The sequence below is a fragment of the Moraxella porci DSM 25326 genome (assembly GCF_002014855.1).
Taxonomy (GTDB): domain Bacteria; phylum Pseudomonadota; class Gammaproteobacteria; order Pseudomonadales; family Moraxellaceae; genus Moraxella; species Moraxella porci.
The window spans coordinates 38,807-57,747 of record NZ_MUYV01000008.1 but is presented as its reverse complement, the minus strand read 5'-3'; the positions used below and the strand labels follow the sequence as shown (position 1 = coordinate 57,747).

At 49.1% G+C, this 18,941-nt stretch carries 18 protein-coding genes and 4 tRNA genes; 14 read left to right on the top strand and 8 right to left on the bottom strand.

Annotation, left to right across the window (positions count from 1 at the left end):
• Window positions 1-85: 85 nt before the first annotated feature.
• The 4 genes from trxB to aroE form a co-directional block, all read right to left on the bottom strand.
• Window positions 86-1,030: a thioredoxin-disulfide reductase gene (gene trxB / locus B0681_RS06990; protein WP_078318030.1), complete on the bottom strand. Its 945-nt coding sequence runs from the start codon at window positions 1,028-1,030 to the stop codon at window positions 86-88.
• A 135-nt stretch (window positions 1,031-1,165) separates the two neighbouring features.
• Window positions 1,166-2,986 carry an acyl-CoA dehydrogenase C-terminal domain-containing protein gene (locus B0681_RS06985; RefSeq protein WP_078318029.1) on the bottom strand — a complete coding sequence of 607 codons (1,821 nt, stop codon included), beginning with the start codon at window positions 2,984-2,986 and terminating at the stop codon, window positions 1,166-1,168.
• A gap of 245 nt (window positions 2,987-3,231) precedes the next feature.
• Window positions 3,232-3,372 (bottom strand): hypothetical protein, encoded by a 141-nt coding sequence (locus B0681_RS10440; protein WP_169835687.1) that lies wholly within the window; start codon window positions 3,370-3,372, stop codon window positions 3,232-3,234.
• A gap of 77 nt (window positions 3,373-3,449) precedes the next feature.
• On the bottom strand, window positions 3,450-4,247 hold the full coding sequence (gene aroE / locus B0681_RS06980) for a shikimate dehydrogenase (RefSeq protein WP_078318028.1): 798 nt from the start codon (window positions 4,245-4,247) through the stop codon (window positions 3,450-3,452).
• 215 nt (window positions 4,248-4,462) lie between these two features.
• Between aroE and B0681_RS06975 the strand changes: the two genes are divergently transcribed.
• From B0681_RS06975 to B0681_RS06935, 9 genes are all read left to right on the top strand, one after another.
• Entirely contained in the window at window positions 4,463-5,065 is a 603-nt protein-coding gene (locus B0681_RS06975; RefSeq protein WP_078318027.1) for a hypothetical protein, read from the top strand.
• Between the two features lie 5 nt (window positions 5,066-5,070).
• Window positions 5,071-5,916: an aminotransferase class IV gene (locus B0681_RS06970; RefSeq protein WP_078318036.1), complete on the top strand. Its 846-nt coding sequence runs from the start codon at window positions 5,071-5,073 to the stop codon at window positions 5,914-5,916.
• Between the two features lie 144 nt (window positions 5,917-6,060).
• Window positions 6,061-7,194, top strand: a complete 1,134-nt coding sequence (gene mltG / locus B0681_RS06965; protein WP_078318026.1) for an endolytic transglycosylase MltG — start codon at window positions 6,061-6,063, stop codon at window positions 7,192-7,194.
• Between the two features lie 37 nt (window positions 7,195-7,231).
• Window positions 7,232-7,849, top strand: a complete 618-nt coding sequence (gene tmk, locus B0681_RS06960) for a dTMP kinase (RefSeq protein ID WP_078318025.1) — start codon at window positions 7,232-7,234, stop codon at window positions 7,847-7,849.
• A 239-nt stretch (window positions 7,850-8,088) separates the two neighbouring features.
• Window positions 8,089-9,483: a Do family serine endopeptidase gene (locus B0681_RS06955; protein ID WP_078318024.1), complete on the top strand. Its 1,395-nt coding sequence runs from the start codon at window positions 8,089-8,091 to the stop codon at window positions 9,481-9,483.
• A gap of 181 nt (window positions 9,484-9,664) precedes the next feature.
• The gene (gene dapA, locus B0681_RS06950) at window positions 9,665-10,570 is read left to right on the top strand and encodes a 4-hydroxy-tetrahydrodipicolinate synthase (protein ID WP_078318023.1); all 906 of its coding nucleotides are present in this window, start codon (window positions 9,665-9,667) and stop codon (window positions 10,568-10,570) included.
• Window positions 10,571-10,656: 86 nt separating this feature from the next.
• Window positions 10,657-10,929: a hypothetical protein gene (locus tag B0681_RS06945; RefSeq protein WP_078318022.1), complete on the top strand. Its 273-nt coding sequence runs from the start codon at window positions 10,657-10,659 to the stop codon at window positions 10,927-10,929.
• Between the two features lie 70 nt (window positions 10,930-10,999).
• Window positions 11,000-11,710 (top strand): phosphoribosylaminoimidazolesuccinocarboxamide synthase, encoded by a 711-nt coding sequence (purC, locus tag B0681_RS06940; protein ID WP_078318035.1) that lies wholly within the window; start codon window positions 11,000-11,002, stop codon window positions 11,708-11,710.
• Between the two features lie 70 nt (window positions 11,711-11,780).
• Window positions 11,781-12,101, top strand: a complete 321-nt coding sequence (locus tag B0681_RS06935; protein ID WP_078318034.1) for an NGG1p interacting factor NIF3 — start codon at window positions 11,781-11,783, stop codon at window positions 12,099-12,101.
• A 74-nt stretch (window positions 12,102-12,175) separates the two neighbouring features.
• On the opposite strand, the gene B0681_RS06930 is transcribed toward B0681_RS06935, so the two are convergent.
• On the bottom strand, window positions 12,176-13,924 hold the full coding sequence (locus B0681_RS06930; RefSeq protein ID WP_158077926.1) for an alpha/beta-hydrolase family protein: 1,749 nt from the start codon (window positions 13,922-13,924) through the stop codon (window positions 12,176-12,178).
• A gap of 227 nt (window positions 13,925-14,151) precedes the next feature.
• Here B0681_RS06930 and B0681_RS06925 point away from each other — a divergent pair, with 227 nt between their 5' ends.
• The 5 genes from B0681_RS06925 (at window position 14,152) to B0681_RS06905 (ending at window position 16,226) form a co-directional block, all read left to right on the top strand.
• On the top strand, window positions 14,152-15,663 hold the full coding sequence (locus B0681_RS06925) for an anthranilate synthase component I family protein (RefSeq protein WP_078318020.1): 1,512 nt from the start codon (window positions 14,152-14,154) through the stop codon (window positions 15,661-15,663).
• Between the two features lie 136 nt (window positions 15,664-15,799).
• A tRNA-Thr gene (locus tag B0681_RS06920) sits at window positions 15,800-15,875 on the top strand.
• Between the two features lie 78 nt (window positions 15,876-15,953).
• A tRNA-Tyr gene (locus tag B0681_RS06915) sits at window positions 15,954-16,037 on the top strand.
• Window positions 16,038-16,062: 25 nt separating this feature from the next.
• Window positions 16,063-16,136: transfer RNA gene (locus B0681_RS06910), tRNA-Gly, on the top strand.
• Window positions 16,137-16,151: 15 nt separating this feature from the next.
• A tRNA-Thr gene (locus B0681_RS06905) sits at window positions 16,152-16,226 on the top strand.
• A gap of 162 nt (window positions 16,227-16,388) precedes the next feature.
• Here the strand turns inward: B0681_RS06905 and B0681_RS06900 are convergent.
• The 3 genes from B0681_RS06900 to nadR form a co-directional block, all read right to left on the bottom strand.
• Complete coding sequence (locus tag B0681_RS06900) at window positions 16,389-16,823, bottom strand: Mpo1 family 2-hydroxy fatty acid dioxygenase (protein WP_078318019.1); 435 nt, start codon at window positions 16,821-16,823, stop codon at window positions 16,389-16,391.
• A 130-nt stretch (window positions 16,824-16,953) separates the two neighbouring features.
• Window positions 16,954-17,712: a nicotinamide riboside transporter PnuC gene (gene pnuC / locus B0681_RS06895; RefSeq protein ID WP_078318018.1), complete on the bottom strand. Its 759-nt coding sequence runs from the start codon at window positions 17,710-17,712 to the stop codon at window positions 16,954-16,956.
• Window positions 17,709-18,875 carry a multifunctional transcriptional regulator/nicotinamide-nucleotide adenylyltransferase/ribosylnicotinamide kinase NadR gene (gene nadR, locus B0681_RS06890; RefSeq protein ID WP_078318017.1) on the bottom strand — a complete coding sequence of 389 codons (1,167 nt, stop codon included), beginning with the start codon at window positions 18,873-18,875 and terminating at the stop codon, window positions 17,709-17,711. The genes pnuC and nadR overlap by 4 nt, the downstream gene beginning before the upstream one ends.
• Window positions 18,876-18,941: the final 66 nt, after the last annotated feature.

The following is an 18,941-nucleotide window of genomic DNA, read 5'->3' as shown; positions in this document are numbered from 1 at the left end:
GGTTTGTCTTTTTGTTTTGGGAGGGTTGATTGACAAAAAAATCCACCCATGATACGGGTGGATTTTTGATAAATAAGATGGGTGGTTACAGCGCATCCAAATATTTTTCTGCATCGAGCGCTGCCATACAGCCTGTGCCTGCTGAGGTGATGGCTTGGCGATAGATGTGGTCAGCGACATCGCCAGCAGCGAAGACACCATCGACACTGGTCGCAGTGGCATTGCCATCAAGGCCGCTATTGACGACGATATAGCCATCTTTCATGGTCAGCTGACCTTCAAAAAGGCCTGTATTTGGCTTATGACCGATGGCGACGAACATACCCATCGCATCAAGCTGTTTGGTGCTGCCATCGACGGTCGATTCGATAATGATGCCAGTGACGCCCATCTCATCACCGACGACTTCTTTGACTTGGTGATTCCATTCGATTTTGACATTGCCATTAGCGGCTTTTTCAAGCAGCTGGTCTTGTAGGATTTTTTCAGAACGCAAGCTATCACGGCGATGAATCAGAGTCACTTCACTTGCGATGTTTGATAGATATAAGGCTTCTTCGACAGCGGTATTACCACCACCGATGACCACAACTTTTTGATTTTTATAAAAAAACCCATCACAAGTCGCACAAGCAGAGACGCCTTGACCCATGAATTTTTGTTCAGATTCTAATCCCAGGTATTGAGCGGTAGCACCAGTTGCGATGATCAATGCATCACAGGTATAAGTGCCGTTATCGCCAGTTAGCGTGAAGGGGCGGTTTTGCAGATCAACTTGGTTGATGTGGTCATAGACAAGTTCGGTGCCGAAGCGTTCGGCGTGCGCTTTCATACGATCCATCAGGCCATTGCCAGTCAAGCCATGTGCATCACCCGGCCAGTTATCCACTTCGGTGGTGGTGGTGAGCTGCCCACCGACTTGCAGGCCTGTGATGATGACAGGCTTTAGGTTGGCACGAGCGGCATAGACAGCAGCAGAATAGCCTGCTGGACCTGAGCCTAAGATAATAAGGCGATGATGGTTTGACATATCCGATTCCTATGAATTTAGAAAAATACTCAATTAGATGCTGTAGTATATAGGGCTATGGCTGAGAATTGCAAGTAAAAAGCCCAAATCAAATGATCTGGGCTAACAGACTGATGTATGTCAGATGTTACAGACTTATTCCAAGAACGCAAAATGCTCAATATCCATCTGCATCATGACCTCGCTTGGTACGGTCATGCTCTCAGCGTGTGCCGAGCTTCTTGGTAGCAGTTTTTCAAAATAAAATTCTGCCGTTTGCGTTTTGGCAAGATAAAACTCTTTTGGCTGCTCGCCGCCATTTTTGAGCTTATCAAAGCTCACCGCCGCCATACGCGCCCAATGATATGCCATCATCACATAGCCTGAATACATCAAAAAGTCATCCGACGCTGCCGAGACGATATCACGATCTTTGCGAGCGGTCAGCAGTAGGCGCGCGGTCAGCATATTCCACTCAGCACACAGCTTGGTGAGTGTCCAGACGAATTTACGCATATCTTTGTCCAGCGCATATTCCCCGCACCATTTCATGATACTCGCGGTGTAGTCACGGATGACCTTGCCACCACCATGCAATAGCACCTTGCGACCGAGTAAGTCAAGCGCTTGCACGCCTGTGGTGCCTTCGTACAGTGTCGAGATGCGAGCATCACGGGCAATCAGCTCCATGCCTGATTCTTTGATATAGCCATGACCGCCGTAGATTTGCTGACCATGTTTGGCACATTCAATGCCAAGCTCAGTCAAGAAGCCCTTGAGAATGGGCGTATAAAAACCAATCTTATCATCCCATTGTTTGATGGCTTCTTCATCACCTTTTGCCACCGCTTCGGCAAGCTTATCCGCATAGCGTGCGGTGTGATAGATCATCGAGCGCGCACCTTCGGTAAATGCCTTTTGGGTGAGCAGCATACGGCGTACATCCGCATGGTGGATGATGGCATCGGCAGGCTGATTCGGCTCTTTGGTACCTGATAACGCACGCATCGAGCGGCGTTCTTTGGCGTATGGCAGGGCGTTTTGGAATGACAGCTCCATGTGTGATAGGCCTTGGATGCCGGTGCCGATACGCGCGGTGTTCATGTAGGTGAACATGGCTTTTAGACCTTTGTTTGGCTCGCCGATGAGAAAACCTGTTGCGCCATCAAAGTTGATCACACAAGTGGCTGATGAGGTGATGCCCATCTTATGCTCAATCGAGCCACAAGCCACCGCATTGCGCGCGCCGACTTCGCCAGTATCTGTCGGCAAAAATTTCGGTACGATAAACAGCGAAATGCCTTTGGTACCAGCAGGTGCATCGGGTAGACGAGCCAGCACGATATGCACGATATTTTCGGTCAAATCATGCTCACCTGCCGAGATAAAAATCTTACTGCCTGTGATGGCATAAGTGCCGTCATCGTTCGGCACGGCACGGGTTTTCATTTGGTTTAGGTCAGTACCGCACTGTGCTTCGGTCAAGCACATCGTACCTGACCATTCGCCTGAGATGAGCTTAGGCAGATAAGTGGCTTTTTGGGCGTCATCGCCATACTGCAAGATGGTGTTCACCGAGCCTGTGGTCAGACCTGGATACATCGCCCACGGCCAGTTGGCAGTACCCATCATTTCAGATTTGATGAGATTGAGTGACATTGGTAGGTTCATACCGCCAAATGCTTCAGGATAGCTGATGCCTTGCCAGCCGCCTTCGACGAATTGCTGATAGGCTTCCTTAAAGCCTGTTGGCGTGGTCACTTCGCCATCTTTAAAGGTACATCCTTCGGCATCAGCAGGCTGATACAGTGGTGATAGCACATTTTCGGCAAAGTCGGCAAAACCTGACAAAATCATGTCCACCGTCTCAGGATCGGCAGACGAGCCGTTTTCAAGCGTCTGATAATGCGCCTGAAAATCCAGCATCTCATTCATCAAAAATTTAATATCACGCAGGGGGGCTTTATAAGTTAACATAAGTCATCCTTGTTAGAGTATCAGTCGATACGATTTGCAATGAAAATTGACAAGCCATCAGCATGGCTGTTAACAACACTATACAACAAATTGTGTTAAGAAAAAGGATTTTTTGGCTTATGATAACTTATTTTCATAAGAAAATTTATTTTGGCAAATTTTTTGTTATTATTTGATGGCCATTCATCCATAAAAAAAGCGATTACTCATCATCGAATAATCGCTTTGTCTTGCCATACTTTGGCTTATAGCTTGCAGGCACCGCCTTCACAGCCCTCATCATTGATGCTATCGACGCCACCTTCGACAGCCACGCCATCAAAGTCATCAAATAGATTATCCAAATCGTCAAAATCGACATCGTCATGGGTGGTGGTATCGCTCATTTTGGCATCCTATGTGGTTGGTGAATAAACTTAAGTGGCTATTATGGTAATGATGCTTGATAATTTCAAGGGGTAAATCAATCAGGCAGGGTCACTTGATCCAGATCAATGCTCGCTCCCGTCCACAGTTCAAAGGCAAGCTTGGCTTGATGGATCAGCATGCCATAGCCGTCGGATGTGCGTGCGCCTTGCTTGGCAAAATGCGCCAAAAATGCCGATGGCTTGCCATACATCATATCATAAGCAAAGTCCGCCGTGATACGCCCAAAATCCAGCGACTGACCTGTGGTGGTCGCCGAAGTGGCATTGATGATGACATCAAAACGGGTGGTATGTTGTAGTTCATCCAAACTGTGTGCGGATAGATTAGGGTGATCAAAGTCTTGCACCAGCTGCTCAGCTTTGGTAAGCGTGCGATTATAAATCGCCAAGTGTGCACCATGAGACAGCAAGGGTAAAATCGCCCCACGAGTAGCGCCACCTGCACCCAAGATAGCGATTTTTTTATGAGTTAAATCAACATTTTGGCTAATCAGATCTGCCACCAAGCCACGGCCATCGGTATTATCGCCGTATAGTTTGCCATCACGCATCATCAGGGTATTGACCGCACCTGCCATCTTGGCATCATTGCTCATCGCACCTGTATGTTGGCATAGTTGATGTGCGATCTCCTTAAAAGGCAAAGTGACATTGGCGCCCACACCGCCACCAGCAAAAAACGCCGATACCACCGCTTCAAAGCTGCCCTGATCATCAGGACAAAACTGCCGTTGATAGCAGATATCCAGTCCTGCGCTGTCAGCAAAGGCGTGATGGATAGCAGGGCTTTTGGAGTGATTGATCGGATTGCCGATGACGATGAAGTGCTGCATTGAGATGCCTTATTAAAATTCGTGAGTGATTGCCAGTGATAAACCAGTCGCTTGGCCAATGACTGAGTGCTGATGGCCGATCGCTTGGCAAATATCAGGTTTATTTTAGCAAAAAACGGCACCGATGGGGTGGCGTAGGGTGGCTTTTGTGTTAAAATTATCCAATTTTAGCATTTTTATGATCTTTGATTGCCAATCAGCCAACGGTAACTGCCATGACTTATGATCGCGCATCGACTCTTGATTCTCCACCACCCAAAAACAACAGTTATCGGCCTTGGTTGATGGTAGGCTTGCTGCTGGCGGCGGCGCTGGTGCTGTTTTTGACTTTTCGGCCTGTCTCACAAGAAGAAATGGTTGCCGACGATGGTGAGGTTAAAAGCTATGACCCTGTGGTTTATGATACGAGCGATTGGCAGACAGCCAGTCAGCAAAGCCAAGACTTTGAGGCGCTCAAAGGCGCGCTCAGTGCCACCGCGACCAGTGAAGAGGCGCTGGATTTTTATGGCAATAAAGCGATGCGCTATCGTTTTAGCACGCCATTTGAGCCGCCGTTTTATGTCATCGAATCGCCCAACTTATTCGAATTGGTGTGGTATTATGCCGCGCCCACCGATGATGATGCCACTAAGAAGCAGTCGATCGATTTTGCCAAACGCAGCTATCGGATGATGAGCATGGCCGGCGGCGATGTCGGCACCAAAATTGTAGAACAGATGCTCCAAGGTGCTGCGGTCTCATCGCAGACGGTGGGCGGTTTCGTGCTAGAACGCGGCGCTTGTGAAGATTATCGCTGCCAAATCATCTTAAGACGATGACACTGATGGCGCAATATTATTGTTATCAGCAGGATGGCGCACTTGTGCTGTCAGATGCGCGTATGGATGAGCGAGCCTTTGCTTATGGCGATGGATTTTTTAGTACCATCGGGGTCTGTGATGGGCAGATGGTCTGTGCGCCATTTCATGCCGAGCGTATCCTGACTGGCCTATCAGCGCTGCGATTGAGCGCCAGTGTCGATGAGTTGATGATGGCATTGACGCAGCTTGCTAAGCAAATGCGCGAGGGCATCTTAAAGATCATCATTACCCGACCCAAGCAGAGCGTGCGTGGCTATGGCTTTGTCGGCATGGCGGCAGCGCAGGCGTACATCAAAGCGATGCCATCGCCTGTGTATCAAGGCGTGCGCTTTAAAGATGGCATTCCTGTTCAGCCTGTGATGGCGCGGCAGATGGTGCTGATGCAGGGGCAATTAAGCCATCGATCACCTTGGCTTTCGGGATTAAAGCTGATCGGCTGTCCTGAGCAGGTGCTGATCCATGCTGAGCTTTTGGAGCGTCAGCAGCTCGATGATAGTATCACTGATGGACTGGTGTCCAATGTGCATGGGCAGTGGGTCTGTGCAACGATGGGTAATATTTTTTATCAACTTGATGGCTGTTGGTACACACCGCCTGTGGATATCTCGGGTGTGGCAGGCGTGATGCGCGCTGCATTGATGGCATCGACTGTGCTGGGCAAGGTACATGAGCGCGTGCTACAGACAGCAGATCTGCCGCTGATCTCAGGTTTGATCACCACCAATGCAGTACGCGGCATTACACCCATCACCAATCTTTGTGGTCGTCCTTTGACTGATGACTGGGATGCTGCTGGATTTATCCCTTAGTAAGGCTTAACTCATCATCAGTACTGCGCTGAATTTTTAGGCAGATCAATGCCTTACAATTTTCACACGCACGAGCCATAGATTTAGTGGCCATTTGTCATAAAATTTTGCTAAAATGAGCAAAATTCATCATTATGGCAAATTATGGCAACCTCCAAAAAACCTCAAGCAATTAAGCGCTCCACTTCAGGGACTGCATCGCGTCGTAAGTCGCGCCAAAGCCCGCCACCAAAGCAGTCATCACTGACCAAGCTGATACTGGTGGCTGTGGTCGCAGCCGTAATCTTGGCGCTGCTTGTCATTTATCAGACCATCTATGCTCAGACCGACAGAGCGGCTCAGACGCTGAGTGTCGGCAAGGGCGATACTTATCATAGTCTTTTATCAAAAGAGCCGTGGTCGGATTCGGCATTGGCCTCACGATTTGTCACCAAGGCGTATTTGTCGGTGGCAGCCGATAAGCCCTTACAAACCGGCCATTATCAAGTGCCACAAGGGGCAAGTTTGGCGCAGATGGTACGCTTGTTTGGCGAGGGTGCTGCTACCGAAGAAATCAGTGTGCGCATCATCGAAGGTAAGACGGTCAAAGATCTGTATCAAACGCTAAAAAACACCGATGGCGTGGTGCTTGAGCTGTTGACACCAGCGGCTGATGGCTACGCGTGGAGTGATGTGGCGCGTGATAACGAAGCGGTGGCGGCAGCATTGGGCATTGAATCGCCCAATGGCAATTTAGAAGGCTGGTTTGCGCCGAATACTTATCAATTTGCTAAAGGCACGACAGACACGATGATCCTAAAACGCTTATATGAGGATCAAAAGCGCATCTTGGATCAAGCGTGGCAAGAACGCGATGCCAATTTGCCTTATGCAACGCCATATGAGGCGCTGATCATGGCAAGCATCATCGAAAAAGAAACAGGCATCGCCTCAGAGCGTCATTTGGTGTCCTCGGTATTTGTCAATCGTCTGCGTCAGGGCATGCGACTACAGACGGATCCGACCATCATTTATGGCCTGTTTGATCGCTATGATGGCACCATTTATCGCAGCAATATCCAAGAAAAAACCGCTTATAATACCTATCAAATCGATGGCCTACCACCGACACCCATCGCGTTGCCATCTGCTGAGGCCATCCGTGCAACCATGCATCCTGATGACAGTGATGTGCTGTTTTTCGTGGCGACAGGCAATGGCGGCCATAAGTTTAGCCGCACTTACCAAGAGCATCAAAAAGCGGTTGAAGAATATCGCACGGTGATGCGCAATAAATAACTTCATGCCACACGACATTACAAAAAGGATGAATAGGATGCAAGGTCGATTTATCAGCTTTGAGGGTACCGAAGGCGTCGGCAAGACCACGGCGATCGATCAGCTGTGCGCGCGATTGACAGAGCGTGGCATTGAGGTGCTGCGCACGCGTGAGCCGGGTGGCAGCGAGCTGGCTGAGGCGCTGCGGACGATGTTTTTGGACCCTGTGCGTCATATCGATGCTGATGCTGAAATCTTGATGATGTTTGCTGCGCGAGCCGATCACATTCACAAGACCATTTTGCCAGCCTTACAAGCGGGCAAGTGGGTGATTTGTGATCGCTTTGTGGACAGTACAGTGGCGTATCAGGGCTTTGGCCGATATGAGGGTGATACCACAGCACTGAATAAGATTGAGCTGTTGATTGAGCATTTTGTGCCTGTGATGCCTGAGGTGACGCTGTGGCTGGATTTGGATGTGGTGACAGGGATGCAGCGCGCTGGCAAGCGTGGCGCGCTCGATCGCTTGGAGTCCAATAACATTGCTTTTTTTGAGCGGGTGCATCGAGGTTTGGAGTATCAATTTGCTCGTCACGGTGAGCGCATCCATCGCATCGATGCCTCAGGCAAGATCGATGAAGTCGCCGCACGCATTGATGCAGCTTTGGGGATTTGATTTGGGCATCTGTTTGGATATTTGGCGATGGCATGTGGTGGCGCGAAATTAGCAAGGCGGTTGAGAATCGGGTAAGATTTGATGGGATCAAGAAAGGTTTTGTCGCCAAAACATGCTTGACGCCATACATGAAATTTTGGATACTTTGCAGCATTGGTCATCATAATCGGTGATTTTTGGTCATTCACCATTAGCAAACACCATTAGCAAAATTCCCCAAACTCTGTAAAGGATGTTTCATGAAAAAATCAGCACTGATGCTTTGTTTGATGATGGCAGGCGCAGCCATCACCACCTTACCTGTGGCGACGCCTGCTCATGCACTGGCGAGCGCCGATTTTTCATCATTGGTAGAACAAGTGGCGCCATCGGTGGTGCGCATCAGCATCACCAAGCAAGTCGATGATGAGACTTTGGCGCAGGCGCGGGCGGTGCAGATGCTCAAAGGCTATCTGGGCGAACAAGCACAGCTTCCGGATATTCCAGTGATAGAGCAAGGTTATGGAACGGGGTTTTTTATCAGCAGTGATGGCTATTTATTGACCAATCATCATGTCATCGCAGGCGCCGATCGTATCACCGTGACGCTCAATGATCGCACTGAGCTGGATGCCACACTGATCGGCAGCGATGAAAGCTCAGACATTGCCGTGCTAAAAGTCGCTGGCAATCACTATCCTGCGCTGCCTGTCGCCAAAGCAGATACGCTAAAAGTAGGCGAACCTGTGCTGGCCATCGGCTCGCCTTTTGGGTTTGATTACTCGGCATCAGCAGGCATTGTTTCTGCCAAATCTCGCAATGTCAGCCGTGAAGCTGCTGTGCCATTTATCCAAAGCGATGTTGCGCTCAATCCTGGCAACTCAGGCGGGCCGCTGTTTAACCGCCAAGGTGAGGTCGTTGGTGTCAATTCACTCATATTTAGCGGCACAGGCGGCTATATGGGTCTGTCTTTTTCGATCCCCATCGATGCGGCGATGGATATTTATCAGCAGATTCGCCAAAATGGCAAAGTCACGCGCGTGTATTTGGGCATCTCGGTACAGGATGTGGATCGTAATTTGGCCGAAGCTTATGGCCTAACTAAGCCACAAGGTGCGCTATTAACGCGCGTGGTACCCAATTTCCCTGCCGATCAAGTTGGCCTAAAATCAGGTGATGTGGTACTGAGTTTTAACCAGATGCCGATTGTCCATGCGCATGATCTGCTCAACCAAATCAATCGAGCCAGACCAAATGATGCATTTGAATTGACCTATCAGCGCCAAGGCAAGGTCTATACCGCCAAAGGCAATTTTGGCGAAGCCCAAGAAGACACCGCCATCCAAAGCCGCAATAAAGCCGAAGGCGTGCGCCTAGGGTTGCGCTTGCGAGCGTTGAATGCCAATGAACGACGCACTCTACAAAGCCAAGGCGTGTCAGGCGGCGTACTCGTTACCTCAGTGGATCTGGTCGGCCGCGCCGCCAAAGCAGGCATCAGCACGGGCGATGTGATCATCGGGCTGAATCAACAGAGCATCTCTAGCGTCGAGGACTTTGCATCGGCAGTGACAAATCTGCCAAAAACTGGTGTGATCACCGTTCAGCTGATCCGCCAAGGCACACCAGCCATCATCGGCATGCGCATCGATGAATGAGTGGGTGTTTTCTAACTTTAAGATGGGATTGTAAGGATGTCGCTTGGCTAGGATGGCCAAAACAACCAAAAATAACTACAAATATCCCATGTAAATGTGATACACTAGCAAAGATGATCATAGACCAAACCTGAAGCTGGGATTGGTCACCATTTTTTTAATCAATCAAGCAAGGCTGCTTATGACAGACGCATATCAACAAATCAAATCCAAACTCCAAGGAGCGATCACTGCTCTGGTAACACCGATGAAGCCTGATGGCGCGGTGGATTATGATGCATTGGCGCGCCTGATTGACTGGCAGATTGATGCAGGGATCCATGCTTTGGTTGCTGTGGGTACGACAGGCGAGTCGGCGACGCTGGCGATGGATGAGCATATTGAGGTCATTCGCTTTTTTGTCAAACAAGTGGCAGGCCGCGTCCCTGTCATCGCAGGTACAGGCGCAAACTCCACGCATGAAGCCATCATCTTGACCAGTGCCGCCAAAGAGGCAGGCGCTGACTGTGCGTTGTTGGTGGTTCCTTATTATAATAAGCCAACCCAAGAAGGCATGTACCAGCATTTTAAAGCCATCGCCGGGGCAGTGGATATGCCGCAGATGCTGTATAATGTGCCAGGCCGTACCGTGGCTGACCTGTCTGAGGAGACAGTCAATCGCTTGGCTGATATTGATAATATTGTCGCCATCAAAGACGCTACGGGTGATGTTGATCGCGGTATTAGCCTAATCCGCCGTGTCGGTGACCGTATGGTGGTGCTGTCAGGTGATGATCCGACGGCGCTGACTTTGATGCAGCATGGCGCTCGCGGCGATATCTCGGTGACCTCAAATGTTGCACCTGCCCAAATGAGTCAGGTGTTTGGTTTGGCACTTGAAGGACGCTTTGAAGAGGCTGAAGCCATCCATCAAACCATCAAGCATTTGCACCGCGATCTGTTTATCGAATCTAGCCCACAACCTGTCAAATATGCTTTGCACAAAATGGGCAGGATCGATACTGGCATCCGCCTACCGATGGTGTGGCTCAATGAGCAGTACCATCAGCACATCGACGATGCTCTAACCAAAGCCGCATTGCTGTGATGTCTTAGACACAAAATTTTGATTTGTATTATTGGGTATTGGTATTAATTGTTTAACTCCAATACCGCCATTTACTTGGAATGTTTATGAAAACTGTAAAATTAACCGCAGGCGTGATGGTAGCCATCGTGGCATTGACGGGCTGTAGCGCCACCAAAGACTTGCTCTCAAAGCGCGATAATGGCAGCTTAGATTATCGTGATGCTGCTCAGTTGCCGCCGATCAAGCTGCCGGCTGATCAACCAGCTGCCGATTTTACGCCACTGTACCAAACCCCAACTACCACAGGCCAGCTGCCTGATTTTGTGAATGAAGCTGGCAAGCAGTACGAGCTGCCTCGTCCACCGAGCGTCAGATAATTTTCATGTGGTCAGTGAGCTGACTGCATTTTTTTCATTAATGTATAATTGATTAATCATCGAGATGACCATGCAAAAACAAGCGCTACTTTATACTGGCAAAGCCAAATCTGTCTATGAAACCGACAATCCTGATTATCTGATTTTGCATTTTCGCAATGATGCCAGTGCATTTAACGGCGAGAAAATGGCCAGTCTTGACCGCAAAGGCATGGTAAATAATCGCTTTAATGCATTTATCATGCAAAAGCTGGCTGAGGCAGGTGTGGAGACGCATTTTGTCGAGCAGCTGTCGGATGACGAGGTGCTTGTTAAGCGCCTGAAAATGATTCCTGTTGAGGCGGTTGTGCGCAATTACGCTGCAGGCGGTCTGATGAAGCGCTTGGGTCTGAGCGAAGGTTTGCCGCTATTGCCGCCGACTTATGAGCTGTTTTATAAAGATGATGGCTTAGGCGATCCGATGCTGTCAGAATCGACCGCCATCGCGCTTGGTTATGCCACCGCTGATGAGTTGGCGCAGATGCAGTCATTAACCTTAAAAGTCAATGAAGTGCTATCAAAGCTGTTTGATGATGCAGGTCTGATGTTGGTGGACTTTAAGCTAGAATTTGGTCTGTTCCAAGGCCGCGTGGTGCTTGGCGATGAATTTTCGCCAGACGGATGCCGTTTGTGGGATAAAGATACCAAGAAAAAACTTGATAAAGACCGTTTCCGCCAAGGCTTGGGCGATGTCGTCGAAGGCTATGAAGAAGTCGCACGCCGTATCGGTGTGGTGCTATGATGGCGTGATCGTCCATATCTAAGATCATTAAAATATCTAAGATTATCAAAGAGTTGTCATGTATTTTCAAATGTATAAAATCGTCACCTACATCCCTGAGAGTGATCTTGAGGCAGTTAAGAATGCGATGTTTGAGGCGGGTGCAGGCCACTTTGGCAATTATGAATGCTGCAGTTGGCAGACGCTTGGTGTGGGCCAGTTTCGTCCGATGACAGGTTCTCATCCAGCCATCGGCACGGTCGGTGAGATCACGCAAGTGTCTGAGTGGAAGGTGGAGATGATCGTCCCTGAAAATAAGCTGTACGATGTGGTCGCTGCCTATAAACAGGCGCATCCGTATGAGGTGCCTGCTTATGAAGTGTACCAGACTGTCGATGTAGAGGGTGATTGATCTTGATCAATCTGCCCGCGATACCACCAAAAAGCCCTTGATGATCAAGGGCTTTTGTATGGGCGGTCGAAGGGCTAATCATCACGCTCAGCGATGCCTTCATCGACGCGTTGATCGATGGCAGTAGCCAATGCCTCATACGATGGTGTATTAGTATCAAGCACCGCCTGCCAAGCATGAATGGCGTCATAACGATAGATGTGGCCATGCCCAGGCGGAGTGTTGTTCGAGGCTGGCATGTCCAAGCTGAGCTCCCACAGGCTTAATATCGGCAGCCACATAGGCACGCGAGCGATGTCGCGCCCAGCAGCTTCGCGCATCCAGTCAGGTCTTTGGTACAGCATGATCGGTGACCACCAAACGATCGGATCAGAGGCATATTGCACAAAGACGATGCGCGGTGTCTGCCAGTCTTGATACAGCTGACCTTGCGGATGGCCTTGGCTGCTCAGCATCTCAGGATAATCCATAAAGCGTACATGTCGGCCGCCATCAATGATCGGCAGCGTCTCAGTGCTGGGCTTGCTGCGCATTTGCACCAGATGCGACCACAGATGGCTAAGTCTTGGTGTTCCAACCCACACCGCGCCATCGATTTCACCGATCAGCTGTTCATAAGTCTGAAAATTACTCTGGGTGGCAAAAGCGCCCAAAGATTCGCCAGCTAAGTACAGCTTGGGGCGATCGGCCTGTGGCATGGCGTTGAGCCTTTGTTTGATGGCTTGATACAGCAGCCGATTGACTTGACTAGAAGCTTCTTGGTCAACGATGAATGATACTTGACTGGGCAGATACGAATACTGCACGGCCACGCTGGCGATGTCGCCATCGGTCAGATATTCTGCCGCCAGACTGCTGTATTCTTCGACCCAGCCGCGACCAGTCGCACCATGGATGACCAGATGCTGTCGCTGCCAAGCGTTGGTGCGATCCAGTTCTTGTAGGGCGATGGCCACCAGTTCATCGGCTTCGGCGGTAATGGGGTTTTGGTGATTCAGGCCTGCAAATACACGGATCGGCTCAATGGCAGGACGACCAGTCAAGGCAGAGATATCCTCGGCAGTTGGGCCTAAGGATACAAAACGCTGACCATAATGACCCAGTGCTTGCCAAGGCTGTGCCGAGATGCCATCGACGCCAGAGCGGTTGGGGCCGGTCGGTGCATTGAGGGCGTCAGGCTCAGTCAGATCAAGTGCCAGAGCTTTTTGGGAGATGGTTTGCAGCGCAGGACGCCATACATAATTGCGCGTCAATCCAAACAGCAGCGAGGCGACTAAAATACTGGCACCTACCCAAGCCAACGCACGGATCGGCAGATGCAGTTTTGGGGCGATTAGATTGACCAGCCATTCGGTCAGTATCACAAGCCAGCGGCTGATCGCCACCAGCGCCAACCAAAGCACCAGCCCAATCGCCGCCGCAGCAAAAGCCATCCACAGTGGTTCATTTGGCATCTCCATCAGCTGACGCATCGCTTGCATGACTTGCCAGTGATACAGTGTCATCACCCCAAGACCGATGATTCCGAGGATGACGATCGCCAAGCGGTATTTTGCAGCCAGTCTGATCTTTTGTTGCGCGCACAGATGGCAGCCTAAATCCATGCAGCCAGTCAATAGCTTGCCAAAGGCATAGCCGATGGCACCTGACACGCCGCAACACACTGCCTGCACGAGCCACGAGCGCGGCAGCAGCATCGGTGTCATCGTGATATAAAAGCACAAAAATCCCAGCACCAATCCAGTCATGGATAAGGTCTGAAAAAACGCCCACGGTGAGCGGATGGGGTGTAGCGAAGGCGAATCAGTAACAACTCTGGGCATGAAAGATCCATCAATTAAACACAAGCAGACTTTGTGGTGCATGCCACAAAATACTCAATACTTTATTAAATCGGCAATAAATTTCTCACGGTGATTTTAGCATTTTAACTCAATAAAAAAATCCCTTATCAGGATAGATTTGTTGTAAAAGCGTTATTAATTTGAGGTTTTTTAGCGTTGGCTTTTGTGCTATGATAAGTTAATTTTGGAAATTTTTTGAGAACGAAATGTCCCAGCCATTAAGCCAAGAGCAGTTTTTAGACCTAAAAAATCAAGGCTACAGCCATGTACCACTCATCAAAAAACGCCTGATGGACGATGCTACGCCTGTCTCGGTATTTGCCAATATTCGCAAACTAAACCCAAAAGCTTATTTGTTTGAGTCGGTGGTCGGTGGTGAGCGTTTTGCTCGTTATTCGATGATTGGGCTTGGCAAGGGCGTGTATTTTGAATACCAAGATGGCGTGATGAAAGTCGGCAGCGAGCTGGTGGGCGTGGTGTCGAGCACCCAAACGGACAAGCCATTTGATGAAATCCGCAAATTCATGGCGCAGTTTACAATGCCGACGGTGGAGGATGTGCCAGCTTTGCCAGTGTTTAGCGGTGGTTTGGTGGGGTATTTTGGTTATGATTTGATTCGCACCATTGAGCCATCGGTGGGGCAGTCGGATGCACCCAATCCGCTGAATCTGCCTGATTTGTGGCTGATGTTATCGACTGAAGTGGTGGTGTTTGATAATCTTGAGCATACTTTATCCATCGTCGTCTATGCCAATAGCGAGCTTGAAAATGGCTATGAAGATGGACTGGCGCGCTTAGCTGCGATTGAACAAGCACTGGGACAGCGACCTGATTTGACCACGACCACACAACCTAAGCCAAACTTTGTGTCTGTCACAGGTCAGGATAAGTTCTGCAAGGATGTTAATAAAATCAAAGACTACATCCTAGCAGGTGATGTCATGCAAGTCGTGCCTGCACAGCGTATGACGGCGGATTTTGATGGTGATGCTTTGAGTGTGTATCGAGCGCTGCGTTATCTGAACCCATCGCCGTATTTGTTTATGTTGCATGGTGAGACTTTTGGCGTAGGCAAATCGCCATTTGACATCATCGGGGCATCGCCTGAGATTTTATCTCGTATCGAAGATGGTACGGTCACGGTGCGACCACTGGCAGGTACTCGCCGTCGTGGGCGTGATGTGGCCGAGGATTTGGCGCTTGAGGCAGAACTGCTGTCCGACCAAAAAGAAATCGCCGAGCATCTGATGCTGATTGACCTTGGGCGTAATGACATCGGACGAGTATGCGAAATCGGCTCAGTCAAGGTGACGAACAAGATGTTTATCGAACGCTACTCGCAGGTGATGCATATCGCCAGCAATGTTGAAGGTCAAGTGCGTGATGATGTCGATGCGCTCGATGTGTTTTGTGCGACTTTTCCAGCAGGTACGCTGTCGGGCGCGCCCAAAATCCGAGCCATGCAGATCATTGATGAAGTTGAGCCTGTCCGCCGTACGGTGTTTGGTGGGGCGATTGGCTATCTGGGTTGGCATGGCAATATGGATACTGCCATCGCCATTCGCACCGCGGTGATGAAAGATGGCAAGGTGCATGTCCAAGCAGGGGCAGGCGTGGTCGCTGATTCTGACCCGATGGCAGAATGGGATGAGACCAACAAAAAAGCCCTTGCCATCATCAAAGCGGTCGAGATGGCGTGTGATGGGCTTGAGATTTGAGCATGTATCATGGCAGAAATTTTGATAAAAATATTATTTAAATCAGTAACTTATAAAAATAAATCAATTTTTATCAAAAAAAAGCTTGCACAATCTCAAAAATTTGCTATTATATGCAGCACTTAGGAAGTACACCGCCGGCTTAGCTCAGTTGGTAGAGCAACTGACTTGTAATCAGTAGGTCGCCAGTTCGATTCCGGCAGCCGGCACCATTCCTAAGAAAGCATTAGGTCAAGCCCAGTAACGGGCTTAACTTTTACCAGACCAGTAAAAGCATGCCTATCTACTTTGGTGGGGTTGGGGAGCGGTCAAACCCAACAGACTGTAACTCTGTCGCGAAAGCTTCGAAGGTTCGAATCCTTCCCCCACCACCATTATTCCCTACCTAGGTACTACCCTGCGGGTGTAGTTTAGTGGTAGAACCTCAGCCTTCCAAGCTGATGGTGCGGGTTCGATTCCCGCCACCCGCTCCATATATTAGCGATTTTGCTCTTGTAGCTCAGGGGTAGAGCACTCCCTTGGTAAGGGAGAGGTCACGAGTTCAATTCTCGTCAAGAGCTCCATATTCACCCTTGTCGGTAAATACTGACAAGGGTTTTTTATTTATTCAGACAAAATCATGATAGATTTTACCATTTCACTGTGCACTATTTTAAAATTGCCAAATCAACAAAAATTTATGCCCAGATTCACCAGATAGGCTATCAATGATATCAGGCGACGGTCTATGATGACAAGCGCCGTCCCATATCATGCACCACCCATGCAGGGCCGATGAGCAAAAATTGCAAATCTTCAAAGAACGACGGCTTAGCACCTTCGATTTTATGCCCGACAAATTGCCCAATCCATGCCACCACAAACAGCCCAACCCAAAACCACACCGATACTGGCAGATAATAAACCACTGCAATGCACAATGCCATAAAAATCAGCATCTGCATAAATAACACCAACGACAAACGCAGATAAAAGAACAGCACCCCCACAGCAATCACGCCCAGTAGCCCGATATGCACATGATATAGCAGTGCGACAATGCATAGGAAAATCACTGGCACGCATAGCCAATGGATGGATTTGTTGGTGGGATTTTGGTGGCTGACAGCATAGTCATCAAGCCATGTTTGTAGTGATTTTTGACTGGCGAATAACGACATGACAACTCCTTTTATTAACGCTCCCAATGATTGATGCTTCCAAAGGTTTTTATACTGTAACCAATTTTTGGATAATTTTCAAAGGATTTTTATAAAAATAAAGACCGCTAGCAGCAGTCTTTAAGTCATTTTAATGGATGCCTTTGGCGAGCTGTTCACTGCGATACCAGCCGTACAGCCCCACCACGGCATTGACTTGATAAATCACCGTTTGGATGGCAAAAATCGTGTTACCTGTCATTAGATTGACAATCAGCCATACGGCATTGACTACAATCCACAGCCACCAGTTGAATGAATACCGCAAAATCATCGTCGCCTGTGCGGTGATGGATAGCACAAACGCCACGACATTAATCCAAAAAAAGTCAATCATCCCCAAAAATTGACTGCCATCATCATCAATGACGCCATAGCCTTGGGCATCGAGCCAGCGGTTAATCATCGGAAACAGCGCAAGACCTACAATGATAAAGCCAATGGTCAAAAGCCAGACATATTTGTTGGCGGATTTTGGTATCATATTGCCATCGGCATCGGTGTTGTTTGCCCAGTATTTGACTCCATAAGCATGGCTAAAAAAGTTAAACAAAGGCGCAAGCATCAGTCCCACCGCCCCTGATGTCGCCTGTACGATCACTTCACCTGCGGTGGCAAGCATCCCAAGCCCATTGCCTGCGATTTTTTTGCGAAAGCTAAGACTCACCACACATAGTAGACCAATCACAGATACCAATAAATAAAACCAGTCCAATGCTGTCTGCTCAGTCGTCGTCCAAAACCCAAAAAACAGTGCAAGCAGTCCACAGCTGAACCAAATCAGCACCCAATAGACGCTCCAGTCGTGCTTACCAAAGCCAGTGATGTTATCCAATAGAGCGATTTTCATAGGGTGGTATCCTGTGGGTGTGGTGTCAAAATCGTGGGTGTCTTGCCTAGTATCTGCGTATCAATCCATGAGACGGCTTGTTGGTAGCGTTCGTGATAATCGGCATCATCGATCACATGATGGCAGATGTCGTGCCGAATCAAGATGTCGAGCAGTGTCTGTGCAAAGTGACTACGCGCTTTGGTGTCGCCAAGCCTACGCATCCCATCAGCGACCCAAGTGACATTATTATCCAGATAAATGGTGAAATCTGCGCGAAAATGATCGGCAAGGCTTGCCACGACAGGATGGGTGCGGTTTTCATACACTTCACAAAATGCCTGCGTCGTCGCAAAATCCGTATCAATCAAGGTGATAGGGGCGGTGGCATTGGCAGTGGCATCCATGATGGCTTTGGCGTGATTGATGGCAATCGGCAGATAATCACTGTACTGTAGGCCAAGCTCTGTACCGCCAAGGTGCGAGTGCGTATAAAGCCGTCCCATCTCAAGGGCGATGTTGGCACCGTAATGATTGGCAAGCTTATGAATGAGTGTGGTTTTGCCCGAGCTTTCGCCACCGACGATGCACACTGTCTGGGTATAAAAATAGCGGCAGGCAGGGGCAAGCTGATCAAAGTGGTGTAGTGGATGCTGACAAATCGCCATGCGTTGTGATCGCAGGTGAGTATCGAGATTGGCTTGATACACCTGCGTCGATGTCGTATCGATGGCAAGCGCTTGACATACTTGCGACAACTGTCCATCATCAAGCCTAGTATCCTGCTGATAATCAAAGGCGATATCCAGCCCAAGACTCTGTGTGGTATGAACTTTGATAAAGCCAAACTGCTGACACGCCACCTGTACCCATCGTGCGACATCCTGCAGATTGGCAGTACGACCACTGGGCAGTGGCCGCTTGACAGGTGGTGTGATGACGATGTGTAGCGTTTCGGCAATGCCGGCGGCGTGATTAATATCGGCAAGATGACCCAAATGCAATGGGGCAAAATCACCGATCAGTAGGGCATTGCTCGCCTTTGTCATCTTGTCATCCTTTGTAAGTCTTTGTTGTGTTTTGTACAAGGGTGCTTTTGTGCTTGAAATTGCCGATGCGAGCAACCATCTAGATACTAAACCTGTTAGCAAGGCATGATTTGTACAAATAATACAAGTTAACATTATACCTAAATTGCATATTGCTAGCAAGTCATCGTTAAGAACGACTGATAATCATTATAATCATCA

What these genes read in the sequence shown, in the direction of transcription:
- B0681_RS06945 (WP_078318022.1), top strand. Translation starts at nt 10,657, where the DNA reads ATGAAAACTGTAAAATTAACCGCAGGCGTGATGGTAGCCATCGTGGCA.
- B0681_RS06925 (WP_078318020.1), top strand. Translation starts at nt 14,152, where the DNA reads ATGTCCCAGCCATTAAGCCAAGAGCAGTTTTTAGACCTAAAAAATCAA.
- purC (WP_078318035.1), top strand. Translation starts at nt 11,000, where the DNA reads ATGCAAAAACAAGCGCTACTTTATACTGGCAAAGCCAAATCTGTCTAT.
- mltG (WP_078318026.1), top strand. Translation starts at nt 6,061, where the DNA reads ATGGCAACCTCCAAAAAACCTCAAGCAATTAAGCGCTCCACTTCAGGG.
- B0681_RS06975 (WP_078318027.1), top strand. Translation starts at nt 4,463, where the DNA reads ATGACTTATGATCGCGCATCGACTCTTGATTCTCCACCACCCAAAAAC.
- trxB (WP_078318030.1), bottom strand. Translation starts at nt 1,030, where the DNA reads ATGTCAAACCATCATCGCCTTATTATCTTAGGCTCAGGTCCAGCAGGC.
- aroE (WP_078318028.1), bottom strand. Translation starts at nt 4,247, where the DNA reads ATGCAGCACTTCATCGTCATCGGCAATCCGATCAATCACTCCAAAAGC.
- B0681_RS06955 (WP_078318024.1), top strand. Translation starts at nt 8,089, where the DNA reads ATGAAAAAATCAGCACTGATGCTTTGTTTGATGATGGCAGGCGCAGCC.
- dapA (WP_078318023.1), top strand. Translation starts at nt 9,665, where the DNA reads ATGACAGACGCATATCAACAAATCAAATCCAAACTCCAAGGAGCGATC.
- B0681_RS06900 (WP_078318019.1), bottom strand. Translation starts at nt 16,823, where the DNA reads ATGTCGTTATTCGCCAGTCAAAAATCACTACAAACATGGCTTGATGAC.
- pnuC (WP_078318018.1), bottom strand. Translation starts at nt 17,712, where the DNA reads ATGAAAATCGCTCTATTGGATAACATCACTGGCTTTGGTAAGCACGAC.
- tmk (WP_078318025.1), top strand. Translation starts at nt 7,232, where the DNA reads ATGCAAGGTCGATTTATCAGCTTTGAGGGTACCGAAGGCGTCGGCAAG.
- B0681_RS06930 (WP_158077926.1), bottom strand. Translation starts at nt 13,924, where the DNA reads ATGCCCAGAGTTGTTACTGATTCGCCTTCGCTACACCCCATCCGCTCA.
- nadR (WP_078318017.1), bottom strand. Translation starts at nt 18,875, where the DNA reads ATGTTAACTTGTATTATTTGTACAAATCATGCCTTGCTAACAGGTTTA.
- B0681_RS10440 (WP_169835687.1), bottom strand. Translation starts at nt 3,372, where the DNA reads ATGAGCGATACCACCACCCATGACGATGTCGATTTTGACGATTTGGAT.
- B0681_RS06985 (WP_078318029.1), bottom strand. Translation starts at nt 2,986, where the DNA reads ATGTTAACTTATAAAGCCCCCCTGCGTGATATTAAATTTTTGATGAAT.
- B0681_RS06935 (WP_078318034.1), top strand. Translation starts at nt 11,781, where the DNA reads ATGTATAAAATCGTCACCTACATCCCTGAGAGTGATCTTGAGGCAGTT.
- B0681_RS06970 (WP_078318036.1), top strand. Translation starts at nt 5,071, where the DNA reads ATGGCGCAATATTATTGTTATCAGCAGGATGGCGCACTTGTGCTGTCA.